The sequence below is a fragment of the Nocardia sp. NPDC003183 genome (assembly GCF_053590715.1).
Window position 1 is genome coordinate 330,691 of sequence record NZ_JBSFTG010000004.1, and the last position, 14,450, is coordinate 345,140.

Annotated in this window: 10 protein-coding genes and 2 tRNA genes; 11 read left to right on the forward strand and 1 reads right to left on the reverse strand. The window is 66.4% G+C overall.

What is annotated here, in order from left to right; all coding sequences use genetic code 11:
- Positions 1-4: 4 nt before the first annotated feature.
- The gene (gene rpmH / locus ACWDXS_RS17445) at positions 5-148 is read right to left on the reverse strand and encodes a 50S ribosomal protein L34 (RefSeq protein WP_082843828.1); all 144 of its coding nucleotides are present in this window, start codon (positions 146-148) and stop codon (positions 5-7) included.
- 648 nt (positions 149-796) lie between these two features.
- Here rpmH and dnaA point away from each other — a divergent pair.
- The 11 genes from dnaA (at position 797) to ACWDXS_RS17500 (ending at position 14,403) form a co-directional block, all read left to right on the forward strand.
- Positions 797-3,136, forward strand: a complete 2,340-nt coding sequence (gene dnaA, locus ACWDXS_RS17450) for a chromosomal replication initiator protein DnaA (RefSeq protein WP_449966746.1) — start codon at positions 797-799, stop codon at positions 3,134-3,136.
- A 786-nt stretch (positions 3,137-3,922) separates the two neighbouring features.
- Positions 3,923-5,098: a DNA polymerase III subunit beta gene (dnaN, locus tag ACWDXS_RS17455; RefSeq protein WP_378634611.1), complete on the forward strand. Its 1,176-nt coding sequence runs from the start codon at positions 3,923-3,925 to the stop codon at positions 5,096-5,098.
- A 24-nt stretch (positions 5,099-5,122) separates the two neighbouring features.
- Positions 5,123-6,325, forward strand: a complete 1,203-nt coding sequence (gene recF / locus ACWDXS_RS17460) for a DNA replication/repair protein RecF (protein ID WP_378989378.1) — start codon at positions 5,123-5,125, stop codon at positions 6,323-6,325.
- Between the two features lie 132 nt (positions 6,326-6,457).
- On the forward strand, positions 6,458-6,994 hold the full coding sequence (locus ACWDXS_RS17465; RefSeq protein ID WP_245914449.1) for a DUF721 family protein: 537 nt from the start codon (positions 6,458-6,460) through the stop codon (positions 6,992-6,994).
- A gap of 441 nt (positions 6,995-7,435) precedes the next feature.
- Entirely contained in the window at positions 7,436-9,469 is a 2,034-nt protein-coding gene (gene gyrB, locus ACWDXS_RS17470) for a DNA topoisomerase (ATP-hydrolyzing) subunit B (RefSeq protein WP_378989379.1), read from the forward strand.
- 58 nt (positions 9,470-9,527) lie between these two features.
- The gene (gene gyrA, locus ACWDXS_RS17475) at positions 9,528-12,035 is read left to right on the forward strand and encodes a DNA gyrase subunit A (RefSeq protein ID WP_378634601.1); all 2,508 of its coding nucleotides are present in this window, start codon (positions 9,528-9,530) and stop codon (positions 12,033-12,035) included.
- Positions 12,036-12,077: 42 nt separating this feature from the next.
- On the forward strand, positions 12,078-13,049 hold the full coding sequence (locus ACWDXS_RS17480; RefSeq protein WP_378989380.1) for a DUF3566 domain-containing protein: 972 nt from the start codon (positions 12,078-12,080) through the stop codon (positions 13,047-13,049).
- A gap of 133 nt (positions 13,050-13,182) precedes the next feature.
- Positions 13,183-13,256, forward strand: a tRNA-Ile gene (locus tag ACWDXS_RS17485).
- Between the two features lie 29 nt (positions 13,257-13,285).
- Entirely contained in the window at positions 13,286-13,393 is a 108-nt protein-coding gene (locus tag ACWDXS_RS17490) for a DLW-39 family protein (RefSeq protein ID WP_214516728.1), read from the forward strand.
- 32 nt (positions 13,394-13,425) lie between these two features.
- A tRNA-Ala gene (locus ACWDXS_RS17495) sits at positions 13,426-13,498 on the forward strand.
- 5 nt (positions 13,499-13,503) lie between these two features.
- Positions 13,504-14,403: an acyl-CoA dehydrogenase family protein gene (locus ACWDXS_RS17500; RefSeq protein ID WP_449966755.1), complete on the forward strand. Its 900-nt coding sequence runs from the start codon at positions 13,504-13,506 to the stop codon at positions 14,401-14,403.
- The last annotated feature ends 47 nt before the right edge of the window (positions 14,404-14,450 follow it).

Below are 14,450 nucleotides of genomic sequence, written 5' to 3' on the forward strand. Positions count from 1 at the left end.
GCGATCAGGCAGTCAGTTCGGTACGGCCCTTACGGCGACGCGCCGCAACGATGGCGCGGCCCGCACGGGTCCGCATCCGGAGACGGAAGCCGTGGACGCGCGCCCGACGACGGTTGTTCGGCTGGAACGTCCGCTTGCCCTTGGCCACGGTCAACACTCCTGTAGTAGGTGGACACCATTCGGCGCCCGAAGTCTGTACAAATGATTTGTCTGCGCTGCGGACCGCGGTCTACGCACAGATTGCCTTGGCGATCGATGTGCAGCAGACAGCCGCCAACCGCGCCAAGGGGTGACTGTACGAGGGTACTTATCCCGAAGGAACGGGTCAAACTCGGCCCCCACGTACCTGTCACCGGCACAGGTCAAGGCTACCGGACGCCCGAACGGACCAGAGGTCTGGCCCGACCAGGCACGACACGCCCGGGCCGCAGTGACGCATGCGGCCACTTTTCGTGAGTTCTTCCACACCCCTGGCGTTGTACGGCGCGGCCAGCTAGCCTCTGTAGCCGGGGGATTGCTGAAGAACCGCAGGTCCAGCCCCATTCACTGCCACACGCTGGCAGAATTCCTTTATCCCCAGGTTTGTCCACATCTGTGGATAATTATGTGGACAGACGGCCGCAGTGGCATATTCGTAAGGCCGTCGGTGCCCGCGCCGCAGTCCGAATTACCGGGCCACAGCGTTCGAACCGGCTTCGGTTGTACGCAGGATCACTGGATTACACCTGTTCACGGGTGCTTTCCGGCGTGCGCGAAGGCCGTGGGCCCCAACAAACCGGTCCGGGGAGGACGCTGTATGGACGACGAGCAGAACGTGCTGGCCACAGTGTGGCCGGAGGTGGTTGCCGAGCTCACCACCGGCTCTGCCGACGGCGCCATCCCCGCGGTGAGTCGTGCACAGCAGGCCTGGTTGAAGCTGGTGAAGCCACTCACCGTCGCGCAGGGTTTCGCGTTGCTGTCGGTCCCGTCCTCGCTGGCACAGGAGGCGATCGAGCGTGATCTGCGCGAGCCGATCCTGCGATCGCTCGGCCGTCGGCTGGGTCCCCAAGTGGAAGGACTCGGGGTGCGCATCGCCGCGCCGAGCCCGGCCGCGGGGGAGCGGGCCGGTAGTTCGCCCCGGCACGCCAGGATGACGAGCAGGCCGGAGCGTCCGCGCGAGCAGGTGCGCCCACCCGCCGGTTATCCCGGTCCCGATTTCAGTGTTCCCGATTACGCCACCCGTGGTGAGTACGGCAGGCCGCGCTACGGCGCGGGCGAGTACCCCGGCCAGGGTGGCGAGTACGGCAACGACTATCAGTCGTCCCCCGACTATCCGGTCAACGGCGAGTACCCGAGCAGCTACGGCGGCCGTGAGTACCCCGGGCAGGCCGGCGAGTACGGCGAGCGCAACGACTACGCGGGGCACCGCGAGTACCCGGCCGAATCGGAGTACCAGCAGCAACAGCCCGATTACCAGCAACAGCCCGATTACCAGCAACAGCCCGATTACCAGCAACAGCCCGATTACCAGCAACAGCCCGATTACCAGCAGAATCCGTCGGAATTCGGCCAGCAGCCCGAATACCAGCAGGCACCGCCGGAGTACGGCCAGCAACCGGAGTACAAGCAGCCGCCCGCGGAATACGGCCAGCAGCCCGAATACCAGCAGGCACCGTCCGATTTCGGCCAGCCTGCCGAGTACCAGGGCGACCGCAACGAGTTCCCCGGCACCGATTTCGAGCCGACTGGGGCGTACCCCGTCCCCGACTATCCCGGCGCCGAGTTCGGTGGGCGCGGTGAGTTCCGTGGCGCGCGTCCGGACCAGCGAGTCCCCGAGACCGCACCGCCCGCCCGCCGCGAGCAAGCCTCGGCACCGCGTCGCGACCACTCCGGCCAGGAGTCGCTGTTCACTCCCGACCCGGCGCCGCAGCGCGCGCCGAACCGCGGCAGGCCGTCCGAAGAGCCCGCCGCCGCTCGTGCCGAGGAACCGAGCGCCGAGGGCCAGGACAAGCCGTTCCCCGGTCAGCCCGGCGCGCAGCCGGCCGACGACGAACCCGTGGTGAGCAACCGCAACAACTGGCCGACCTATTTCAGCAAGTCGCCCGAGGCGCCGCCGCAGTCCTCCTCGTCGGCCAGTCTCAATGCCAAGTACACGTTCGAGACCTTCGTCATCGGCGCGTCCAACCGGTTCGCGCATGCTGCCGCGGTCGCCATCGCGGAGGCGCCTGCGCGCGCCTACAACCCGCTGTTCGTCTGGGGCGCTTCGGGATTGGGCAAAACCCACCTGCTGCACGCGGCGGGTCACTACGCACAGCGGCTGTTCCCCGGCATGCGGGTGAAGTACGTATCGACCGAGGAATTCACCAACGACTTCATCAACAGCCTGCGCGACGACCGCAAGGTCGCGTTCAAGCGGCGCTACCGCGAGACCGACATCCTGCTGGTCGACGACATCCAGTTCATCGAGGGCAAGGAAGGCATCCAGGAGGAGTTCTTCCACACCTTCAACACCCTGCACAACGCGAACAAGCAGATCGTGGTGTCCTCGGACCGCCCGCCCAAGCAGCTGGCCACCCTGGAGGAACGGCTGCGGACTCGCTTCGAGTGGGGCCTGATCACCGATGTGCAGCCGCCTGAGCTGGAGACTCGCATCGCGATTCTGCGCAAGAAGGCGCGGATGGACCGGCTCGATGTGCCGCACGACGTGCTCGAGCTGATCGCGAGCCGGGTGGAGCGCAATATCCGCGAGCTCGAGGGTGCGCTGATCCGGGTGACGGCGTTCGCCTCGCTCAACGGTCAGCCGCTCGACCTCTCGCTGGCCGAGGTGGTGCTGCGCGACCTGATGCCCGACACGGCGGCACTGGAGATCAACGCGGCGACGATCATGGCTGTCACCGCCGAGTACTTCAACACCACGCTCGAGGAGCTGACCGGCCCTGGTAAGGCGCGTCCGCTGGCGCAGGCCAGGCAGATCGCGATGTACCTGTGCCGCGAGCTCACCGATCTGTCGCTGCCCAAGATCGGGCAGGCGTTCGGTCGAGACCACACCACGGTGATGTACGCGGAGAAAAAAGTCCGCAAGGAGATGACCGAGCGCCGTCGGGTCTACGACCAGGTCCAAGAACTCACAGCCCGAATCAAACAGCGCTCCCGCTGATTTCATCCCCAACCCGGAACACCGCCCTGACCTGGGGCGGTGTTCTTTTTTGCCCTGGGGATTCCTCGAGGAATTCCTGTGGATTCCTCGAGGAATCCACACCTTTGTGCACCGGTCGGTGCACAGGGTGTTGGGCGAGGGTGTGCAGCGTTCATGCACAGGCAGTTGTCCACATCATCCACAAGACGCTCCACTAACACCTGTGCACTAGCGGTGACCTGCGGCGTCACCGAATCCGGCCTGTGGATTCCTCGAGGAGTCCCTGTGGAGTCCTCGAGGAATCCACACCGTTGCCACCAGGCTGACCCGACGTGTGAACAACTGGGTGAATCCGGTGGAACAACTCGAGGACAACTCGAGGATGGAATGGGGACAACTTCACGCCTCCACAGCCACCGCTGATTCATCCTCGAGTCACCCCAAGGCCATCCCCATGCCATCAAGCGCTCTGACCTGCGGATTCGGGCGAAATCCACAGATTCCACAGTGCCTACTACTACTTCAGTTCTCCTTCTAGAGAGAACTCTTTTAAAACAGGGTGTGTGGAAACTCGGTTGGGGAGGCTCGAGTCGAGCGGTCGTTCACTCACAGACAGGCAAGGAGGAGCGGAGTGGTTCGACGAGCGGGAATCGACCGGGAGGGTCGATGCGGAGTTCGCGCACTGCACGGGTACCGTTTGGTTGTCGGTCGGTTGTGCGAGACTCAATGCGCGGCCGACACAGCAGTTCAACTCCGCTGACACACACCCGCACACGGATTCGAAACTCGGAGAGGACAAATCGGGCGATGGAGCTTGCGAGCATGAAGTTTCGGGTCGCCCGAGAGGACTTCGCCGAATCGGTGGCCTGGGTGGCGCGCAGTCTCCCGTCCCGGCCTCCGGTGCCTGTTCTGGGCGGTGTGCTGCTGGTGGCCGACGAGAACGGCCTGACGGTCTCCGGATTCGACTACGAGGTCTCCGCGCAGATGCGTGTCGCGGCCGAGGTCGCCGGTCCCGGCCAGGTGCTGGTCTCGGGCCGCCTGCTCGCCGACATCACCAAGTCGCTGTCGAACAAGCCGGTCGATGTCTCCGTCGACGGCACCCGTGTGCTCATCGCCTGTGGCAGCGCGAAGTTCTCGCTGCCGACCATGCCGGTCGAGGACTATCCCCAACTGCCCGAGGTGCCGCAGCAAACCGGTGAACTCACCGTCGACGTGTTCGCCGAGGCGGTCGGCCAGGTCGCCGTCGCCGCGGGCCGTGACGACACCCTGCCGATGCTCACCGGCATCCGGGTCGAGATCGAGGGCAACGACGTGGTGCTCGCCGCCACCGACCGTTTCCGACTCGCTGTGCGCCACTTGCAGTGGAACCCGACCCGCTCCGACATCGAGACCGCGGTGCTCATCCCCGCGCGCACGCTGTCCGAGGCCGCCAAGACCCTCGGTGCCGCCGAGGCGCCCGTGCAGCTGTCGCTGGGCAGTGGTGGCGGCGCCGACGGCCTGCTCGGCATCGTCAACGGCGGCCGGCGGACCACCACCCGACTGCTCGACGCGGAATTCCCCAAGTTCCGCCAGTTGCTCCCCAAGGAGCACACCTCCATCGCCACCCTGCCCGTCGCCGTGCTGTCCGAGGCGATCAAGCGTGTCGCCCTGGTGGCCGAGCGCGGTGCCCAGGTGCGGCTCGAGTTCTCCACAGACGGCGTGCTGCTGTCGGCGGGTGGGGACGATGCGGGCCGGGCCGAGGAATGGCTGGAAGCCGATTTCCGCGGCGAACCGCTCACCATCGCGTTCAACCCCGGCTACCTGACCGAGGGCCTGGCCGCGCTGCACACCGACCGGGTCACGTTCGGGTTCACCACGCCCAGCCGTCCGGCGGTGCTGCTGCCCGCCTCCGACGAGGAGCCCAAGGTGCTCGAGTCGGGCGCGTTCGCGGCGCTGGAGAGCCAGTACATCTACCTGTTGATGCCGGTCCGGCTGCCCGGCTGAGCAGGCAGGGGCGGCTAGGCCTACATGTTCATCCGTGAGCTGTCGGTCCGTGATTTCCGTTCGTGGGAACACGCCGATCTCGAGTTGTCCCCAGGGCGCACGGTGCTCCTGGGGGCAAATGGCAACGGCAAGACGAATCTGCTCGAGGCCGTCGGTTATCTGGCGACGCTCGGCTCGCACCGGGTCTCCGCCGACGCGCCGCTGATCCGGATGGGCGCCACCCAGGCCAGGATCGGGGCCACCGTGGTGAACACCGGGCGGGAACTGCGCGTGGATGTGGAACTCAAGGCGGGCAGCGCCAACCGCGCGCAGATCAATCGCTCGCCGGTGCGCCGCTCGCGCGAGATCCTGGGGATTCTGCAGACCGTGTTGTTCGCGCCGGAGGATCTGGCGCTGGTGCGTGGGGATCCGGGGGAGCGGCGCCGGTTCCTCGACGAGTTGTCCACAGCCCGGTTGCCCAGGCTCGCCGGTGTGCGCGCCGATTACGACAAGGTGTTGCGGCAGCGTTCGGCGCTGTTGAAAACCGCTGGGCGCCAATCGCGTTCACGTGCCGATCTGGGCACCCTCGACGTGTGGGACGGGCACCTCGCCGATCATGCGGCGGTGCTGCTCGCCGAACGATTGCGCCTGGTCCACGACCTGTATCCCCATCTGTCCCAGGCATATCGGTCGATCGCACCCGAATCACGTCCTGCAGCAATCACTTACCGCTCCGGGTATCTCCCACCGGAACTCCTCGATCCGGCCAGAGTGCCCGCGGCCGGTGACGCACAGCTGCTGCACGAGATCATGCTGCGCGAGCTGGCCGCTGCGAGGAACCGGGAACTCGATCGCGGGGTCTGTCTGGTCGGCCCGCACCGCGACGATCTCGAGTTACTGCTCGGCAGCGCACCGGCGAAGGGATTCGCCAGTCATGGGGAGTCCTGGTCGTTCGCTCTCGCGCTGCGGTTGGCCTCGTTCGAGCTGTTGCGCGGAGAAGGTTCCGAACCGGTGCTGCTGCTCGACGACGTGTTCGCCGAGCTCGACCGCCGGCGGCGCACCGCGCTCGCGGAGGTGGCCGCGGGTGCCGAGCAGGTGTTGATCACGGCCGCGGTGGCCGAGGACGTGCCGTCGGAACTGGCCGCCGAACCGTTGCGTGTGCACACGACCGGCGAGGCGGACCGGCGTACCTCACAGATCGTCCCCGAAGTCGTCCAACACGCCGAAGATATGCACAGATCGCGATAGTTATCCCCAGCCCCTGTGGAAAACCGGCAACATGCTGGATATATGCCGGATCGGTGCTCGACGAGCCCGTCGGCGCCCCGGCGTAGACTCCATCCACACTCGGCCACCCTCGACACCGGAAGGCGGAAACCCGTGCCGGAAGAACCCGCACCGGAGCTGCGCGGCATCGATCTGGCCCGCCGGGCGCTGGAAGAGGCGCGGGCCGCGGCCAAGGCCAGCGGCAAGTCCGTGGGGCAGGGCAGGGCCTCGCCGGTACGCAAGCTGCGGGCCGGTGGCAGGCGCCGCAGTGGTTGGTCCGGGTCGGGTCCCGATGCCCGTGATCCCCAGCTCCTCGGTGCGCTCAGCGGCACGCTCGCGAAGAATCGTGGCTGGTCAGGCAAGGTGGCCGAGGGCACGGTGTTCGGCAGCTGGCCGCGGGTGGTCGGTGAGGACATCGCCTCCCACGCCACTCCGGTGACCTTGGAGAACGGTGTGCTCAAGATCGCCGCCGAGTCCACCGCGTGGGCCACCCAGCTGCGCATGTTGCAGAGCCAGATCCTGGCCAAGATCAATGCCGCGGTCGGTCATGGCGTGGTGACGTCGCTGCGCATCACCGGCCCCGCCGCGCCGAGCTGGCGCAAGGGCGATCGCCACATCAAGGGCCGCGGCCCGCGCGACACCTACGGGTAGCCGCGCGGTGACCGGAGCGAGATCCGTTGCGCCCGCGCCGCTCTCAGGCCCCAAGTTGTGGACATGTGCATAGAGCCTGTGGATAACTTCGGAGGCGACATCTGATCCCGCGCGGACACGGGTAACTCCCCGGGAACCCCACACATCTCACGCGTCCCGGCAGCCGGTCCGAGGACATACTCTATTCGCGCCTACGACCGGCAAAATACCCGAGGAGGCGGAACCGCCTCGCGGTCGGACGATTTCTTGCATTCACGGCGAAGCCAGGGGTGTCGTAGGTGCACTGTAAGTTGGGCTTACCAGTAGGATGGTGACGTAACCAGCGGCGAACCCTCGGCGCGTGCTGTGCAGTCCGTGATATTCGATGGCTCTTTCCGAGCCGTGCGCGTGCTGCCCGGATCGCTGCGCCAGGGATCAGCAAGTAAGGAGAGCTACCGAGAAGTGGCTGCCAACGACTCCAACGCATCGGGCAACAATTCAGGCTACGGTGCCTCTTCCATCACGGTCCTCGAAGGCCTCGAGGCGGTGCGCAAGCGCCCTGGCATGTACATCGGTTCCACCGGTGAACGCGGTCTGCACCACCTCATCTGGGAGGTTGTGGACAACTCGGTCGATGAGGCGATGGCCGGCTACGCCACCAAGGTCGAGGTGACCTTGCTCGCCGACGGCGGCGTCGAGGTGATCGACGACGGCCGTGGTATCCCGGTCGGGATGCACGCACAGGGCGTGCCCACGATCGAGGTCGTCATGACCCAGTTGCACGCCGGTGGCAAGTTCGACTCCGACTCCTACGCGGTGTCGGGTGGTCTGCACGGTGTCGGTATCTCGGTGGTGAACGCGCTCTCGACCAAGGTCGAGGTCGAGATCGACGTCGACGGCTACCACTGGACCCAGACCTACAAGGACGCCAAGCCCGGCAAGCTGGCGCAGGGCGAGCCGACCAAGGTCACCGGCACCACGGTGCGATTCTGGGCCGATCCCGACATCTTCGAGACCACGACCTACAACTTCGAGACCGTGGCGCGGCGCCTGCAGGAGATGGCCTTCCTGAACAAGGGCCTCACCATCAAGCTCACCGACGAGCGGGTCGCCGTCGGCGACGTGACCGACGAAGTGGTCAGTGAGACCGCCGAGGCGCCCAAGCACGCCGAGGAGGTCGCCGCCGAAGCGGTCGAGCACAAGGTGAAGACCCGCACCTACCACTACCCGGGCGGCCTGGTGGACTTCGTCCGCCACATCAACCGCACCAAGTCGGCCATCCACAACTCGGTCGTCGGCTACACGGTCAAGGGCACCGGCCACGAGCTCGAGGTCGCGATGCAGTGGAACTCGGGCTACTCCGAGTCGGTCCACACCTTCGCCAACACGATCAACACCCATGAGGGCGGCACCCACGAAGAGGGCTTCCGCGCGGCGCTCACCACGGTGGTCAACAAGTACGCCAAGGAGAAGAAGCTCCTCAAGGAGAAGGACGGCAACCTCACCGGTGACGACATCCGCGAGGGCCTGGCCGCCATCGTGAGCGTCAAGGTCGGCGAGCCGCAGTTCGAGGGCCAGACCAAGACCAAGCTCGGCAACACCGAGGTCAAGTCGTTCGTGCAGCGTGCCTGCAACGAGCACCTGCAGCACTGGTTCGAGGCCAATCCGGCCGACGCGAAGACCATCGTGCAGAAGGCGGTGTCCTCGGCACAGGCCCGCATGGCCGCCCGCAAGGCGCGCGAGCTGGTGCGTCGCAAGTCGGCGACCGACCTGGGCGGACTGCCGGGCAAGCTGGCCGACTGCCGGTCGAAGGACCCGGGCAAGTGCGAGATCTACATCGTCGAGGGTGACTCCGCCGGTGGCTCGGCGAAGTCGGGCCGCGACTCGATGTACCAGGCGATCCTGCCGCTGCGCGGCAAGATCATCAACGTCGAGAAGGCCCGCATCGACCGCGTCCTCAAGAACAACGAGGTCCAGTCGATCATCACCGCGTTCGGCACCGGTATCCACGACGAGTTCGATATCGCCAAGCTGCGCTACAACAAGATCATCCTGATGGCCGACGCCGACGTCGACGGCCAGCACATCGCGACGCTGCTGCTCACGCTGCTGTTCCGCTTCATGCGTCCGCTGGTCGAGCACGGTCACGTGTTCCTCGCGCAGCCGCCGCTGTACAAGCTCAAGTGGATGCGGTCCGATCCCGAGTTCGCCTACTCCGACCGTGAGCGCGACGCGCTGGTCGAGGCCGGGCTCGCCGCGGGCAAGAAGATCAACAAGGACGACGGGATCCAGCGCTACAAGGGTCTGGGCGAGATGAACGCCAAGGAGCTGTGGGAGACCACGATGGATCCCTCGGTGCGGGTGCTTCGTCAGGTGACGCTGGACGACGCGGCCGCGGCCGACGAGCTGTTCTCCGTGCTGATGGGCGAGGACGTGGAGGCGCGTCGCAGCTTCATCACCCGCAATGCCAAGGACGTCCGTTTCCTCGATGTGTAAGCGGCGCTGCGCCTGATAGGCGCGCCCGCTCGCATGTCGGCCCCTCGAAGGAGATTTGATGACTGAGACCACGCTGCCCCCGTCCGGCGGTGCGGGCGACCGGACCGAACCGGTCGATATCCAGACCGAAATGCAGAACAGCTACATCGACTACGCGATGAGCGTGATCGTCGGCCGTGCGCTGCCCGACGTGCGCGACGGCCTCAAGCCGGTGCACCGTCGCGTGCTCTACGCGATGTACGACAACGGCTACCGCCCGGACCGCGGCTACGTGAAGTCCGCGCGCCCGGTCGCCGAGACCATGGGTAACTACCACCCGCACGGCGACTCGTCGATCTACGACACCCTCGTGCGCATGGCTCAGCCGTGGTCGCTGCGCTATCCGCTGGTCGACGGCCAGGGCAACTTCGGTTCCCGCGGCAACGACGGCGCGGCCGCCATGCGCTACACCGAGTGCCGCCTGACGCCGCTCGCGATGGAGATGCTGCGCGATATCGACTCCGAGACGGTCGATTTCGTCCCGAACTACGACGGTCGCTCGCAGGAGCCGACCGTGCTGCCCGCGCGCGTGCCCGCCCTGTTGATGAACGGCTCCAACGGCATCGCGGTCGGCATGGCCACCAACATCCCGCCGCACAACCTCAACGAGCTGGCCGACGCCATCTACTGGGCGCTGGAGAACTACGAGGCCGACGAGGAATCCACCCTCGCCGCCTGCATGGAACGGGTCAAGGGCCCCGACTTCCCGACGCACGGCCTGATCGTCGGCAGCCAGGGCATCCACGACGCGTACACCACCGGCCGCGGTTCCATCCGCATGCGCGGTGTGGTGGAGATCGAGGAAGACGCGCGTGGCCGCACCACGATCGTCATCACGGAACTGCCGTACCAGGTCAACACCGACAACTTCGTCAACTCCATCGCCGAGCAGGTGAAGGACGCGAAGATCGCGGGTATCTCCGATATCCACGACGAGTCCTCGGACCGCGTCGGCATGCGCATCGTGGTCACGGTCAAGCGTGACGCGGTGGCCAAGGTGGTGCTGAACAACCTCTACAAGCACACCCAACTGCAGACCAGCTTCGGCGCGAACATGCTCTCGATCGTCGACGGTGTCCCGCGCACGCTGCGGCTGGATCAGATGATTCGCTACTACGTGAATCACCAGCTCGAGGTCATCGTGCGGCGCACCCGCTACCTGCTGCGCAAGGCCGAGGAGCGGGCCCACATCCTGCGCGGCCTGGTCAAGGCACTGGACATGCTCGACCAGGTCATCGCGTTGATCCGCGGCGCGGCCAACACCGATACCGCGCGCACCGGCCTGATGCAGTTGCTCGACATCGACGAGATCCAGTCGACCGCCATCCTCGACATGCAGCTGCGTCGCCTGTCGGCCCTGGAACGTCAGCGCATCATCGACGATCTGGCCAAGATCGAGATCGAGATCGCCGACTACAAGGACATTCTCGACAAGCCCGAGCGTCAGCGCGCGATCGTGCGCGACGAGCTGGCCGAGATCGTCGAGAAGTACGGCGACGACCGCCGGACCAGGATCATCGCCGCCGACGGTGACGTCGCCGACGAGGATCTGATCGCCCGCGAAGACGTGGTGGTCACGATCACCGAGACCGGCTACGCCAAGCGCACCAAGACCGACCTCTACCGCTCGCAGAAGCGCGGCGGCAAGGGCGTGATGGGCGCCGGCCTCAAGCAGGACGACATCGTCAAGCACTTCTTCGTGTCGTCCACGCACGACTGGCTGCTGTTCTTCACCAACAAGGGCCGCGTCTACCGGGCCAAGGCGTACGAGCTGCCCGAGGCCAACCGGACCGCGCGTGGTCAGCACGTGGCCAACCTGCTCGCCTTCCAGCCGGACGAGAAGATCGCCCAGATCATCCAGCTCAAGACCTACGAGGACGCGCCGTACCTCGTGCTCGCGACACGCGCGGGTTTGGTGAAGAAGTCGAAACTCACCGATTTCGACTCCAACCGCTCCGGCGGCATCGTCGCGGTGAACCTGCGCGATGACGACGAATTGGTCGGTGCGGTGCTGTGCTCGTCCGACGATGACCTGCTCCTGGTCTCGGCGCACGGTCAGTCGATCCGCTTCGCGGCGACCGATGAGGCGCTGCGTCCGATGGGCCGCGCCACCTCCGGCGTGCAGGGTATGCGCTTCAACACCGACGACGAGCTGCTCTCGCTCAATGTGGTGCGTCTGGAGACATATCTGCTGGTCGCGACGGCCGGCGGGTACGCGAAGCGGACCGCGATCGAGGAGTACACCGCGCAGGGACGTGGCGGAAAAGGCGTATTGACAATCCAATACGATCCGAAGCGTGGCAGCCTGGTGGGTGCGCTCATCGTCGACGACGAGGACGAGTTGTACGCGATCACTTCCAGTGGTGGCGTCATCCGCACCGCAGCCAAGCAGGTTCGTAAGGCCGGACGCCAGACCAAGGGCGTGCGATTGATGAACCTCGCGGATGGCGATACCTTGCTAGCGATCGCGCGCAACGCCGACGAGCCCGATCCCGATCAGCTCCTCGGCGACGTGGCTTCGGAGTAACACACCAAATAGCGGCGGCAACGAACGGATCTGAGGATTCCATTGACCACACCGAATCAGTCGAACGACGATCGGAACCAGACCAACGGCGTCACCGAGCGGATCGCCACGTCTCCGATCCCGCCGCGGCCGATCCCACGCCAGGGCGGTCCGGCCGAGGGCGCGGCGCCGGAATCCGGTGCGGCCGGGACCGATTCGTTCGACGGCAAGGGCAGCAAATCCTCGCCCTACCAGGACGGGTGGGCTCAGCTTCCGCAGCGTGAACCGCAGTCGAACCTGTACCGGCCCGGCGAATCGCCGAGTCAGGGGCGGCCTTCGTCCGGGGCACCGGGCGGCGGCGGTCTCAAGGGCAGTGGGGCGTCCAATGCCCGCACCACCGCCGACCTGGCGGCCAAGGCGGCTCGCAAGGAAGCGGCGATGGTGAAGTCCGTCGGGATCGACGGGCCGACCCGCAGCATCGCGCGTCCGGAGCTGGTCAAGGACATGCCAGACCTGTCCGACGTGCGCCACCCGGCACCCGAGGCGCCGGTGGCGCCGCCCGGGCTGCCGATGGCGCCGCAGCCCCAGCACAACATGGGGCCGAGCGCGCGGGCAGCCGCGGCGGGCAGCGTCTCGCCCGCGGTGCCGGTGGCCATCGCGGCTGCCGCGTCGGGTGAGCCACTACGCGCGACCGTGCAGATCCGCCGGATCGACCCGTGGTCGACCCTGAAGATCACCCTGGTGATCAGTGTCGCGCTGTTCTTCGTGTGGATGCTGGCCGTCGGTCTGCTCTACATCGTGCTGGCGGGCATGGGCGTGTGGGACAACCTGGACAACTCGCTGGGCGAGATGCTGAACCAGGAGGGCAGCTCGTCGAGCCTGATCGACGCAGGCACGGTGTTCGGCTACGCGGGTGTGATCGGCCTGATCAACGTGGTGCTGTTCACCGCGCTGGCCACGGTCGGCGTGTTCATCTACAACCAGTGCTGCGATCTGGTCGGCGGCATTCAGATAACCCTGGCCGATCCCGACTAGGAGCAGGTTTCCGGTACGGCCGGTCGGTCCCAGGAAACTGGGTCTGACCGGCCGTTTTGGTTATCGGCAGGCAGGTAAGGTAACCTCGTTTCTCGTTGCGGTTCACTGCTCCGGCGGGGATCGAAATGAGTTCGGGCCTATAGCTCAGGCGGTTAGAGCGCTTCGCTGATAACGAAGAGGTCGGAGGTTCAAGTCCTCCTAGGCCCACTCCCGAACAGCACAGTAGGGTGGGAATCATGAAGATTGTCCTCATGGTCGGTGTTGTGATCGCCGTTCTCATCGGTGTCAACAAATTCCGCAAGCGCGACGACGCAGACCTCTGGCGCGAGGTCACCACCCGCTGATTTCGGGTTGCCAACCGGTCGATGACCGGTAAGGGGCCTTAGCTCAATTGGCAGAGCACTGCCTTTGCAAGGCAGGGGTTAGGGGTTCGATTCCCCTAGGCTCCACATCTGTGAATTCCTCGGTATTCGATTTTCTTCTCACCACCACTCCCGCCGACGCCGTTTCGGCTGATTTCGCGGCGGACTGGGCGCGACACCGCACCAGGACAGCCGGGTTCGCGAGTTCGCTCGATCGGGCCGCGATCGCCGGATTCGACGGTGCGGGAACAGGTCCCGCCTTCCTCGGTGGCTATCAGGAAGCCCTGCACGCGCTGGTTCCCTCGCTCGATCCCGCCGAGCTCTCCTCGATGTGCGCGACCGAGGGCGCCGGTGCGCGACCGTCGACGATGACGACAACAGTGCGCGAGGACGGCACCGTCAGCGGCACCAAATCCTTCGCCACGCTGGGCGCGTTCGCCGATCGGTTCCTGGTGATCGCCCGCTCCGGCACCCAGCCCGACGGCAGGCCGCTGCTGCGCGCCGTGCTCGTCGGCGCCGGTGCGTCCGCCGCGGTGACGCCGCTGCCCACGCTGCCGTTCGCGCCGGAGATCCCACACGCGGAAGTCGTCTTCGATGCCGCGCCGGGCGAGCTGCTGCCCGGTGACGGCTACGCCGACTACCTGAAGCCGTTCCGGACGGTCGAGGACCTGCATGTGGTGGCCGCTGTGCTCGGTCAGCTCGTTCGGGTCGCCCGGCTAGCGCAGTGGCCCGCGGAGCCCGTAGAACAGCTGCTGGCGCTGTTTGCGGCGGTGCGTGGGGTCGGTGCCGAGGATCCGAGCTCCCCGGGTGTGCACATCGCGCTCGGCGGCATCTTCGATCGGCTGACCGGTCTGCGTACCGAACTGGAGCCGCTGTGGGCGCCGGTGGATCCGGAGGTCAGGAAGCGCTGGGAGCGTGATGCGCCGCTGCTCGGGGTCGCGGGCAAGGTGCGGGCGGCGCGGCTGGCAACCGCGTGGCGCACGCTCGCCTGATCGACCGGTTCCGGTGCTGTGTCACTCGCTCTGGTGCTGCGTCACTT

What these genes read in the sequence shown, in the direction of transcription:
- dnaA (WP_449966746.1), top strand. Translation starts at nt 797, where the DNA reads ATGGACGACGAGCAGAACGTGCTGGCCACAGTGTGGCCGGAGGTGGTT.
- dnaN (WP_378634611.1), top strand. Translation starts at nt 3,923, where the DNA reads ATGGAGCTTGCGAGCATGAAGTTTCGGGTCGCCCGAGAGGACTTCGCC.
- recF (WP_378989378.1), top strand. Translation starts at nt 5,123, where the DNA reads ATGTTCATCCGTGAGCTGTCGGTCCGTGATTTCCGTTCGTGGGAACAC.
- gyrA (WP_378634601.1), top strand. Translation starts at nt 9,528, where the DNA reads ATGACTGAGACCACGCTGCCCCCGTCCGGCGGTGCGGGCGACCGGACC.
- ACWDXS_RS17490 (WP_214516728.1), top strand. Translation starts at nt 13,286, where the DNA reads ATGAAGATTGTCCTCATGGTCGGTGTTGTGATCGCCGTTCTCATCGGT.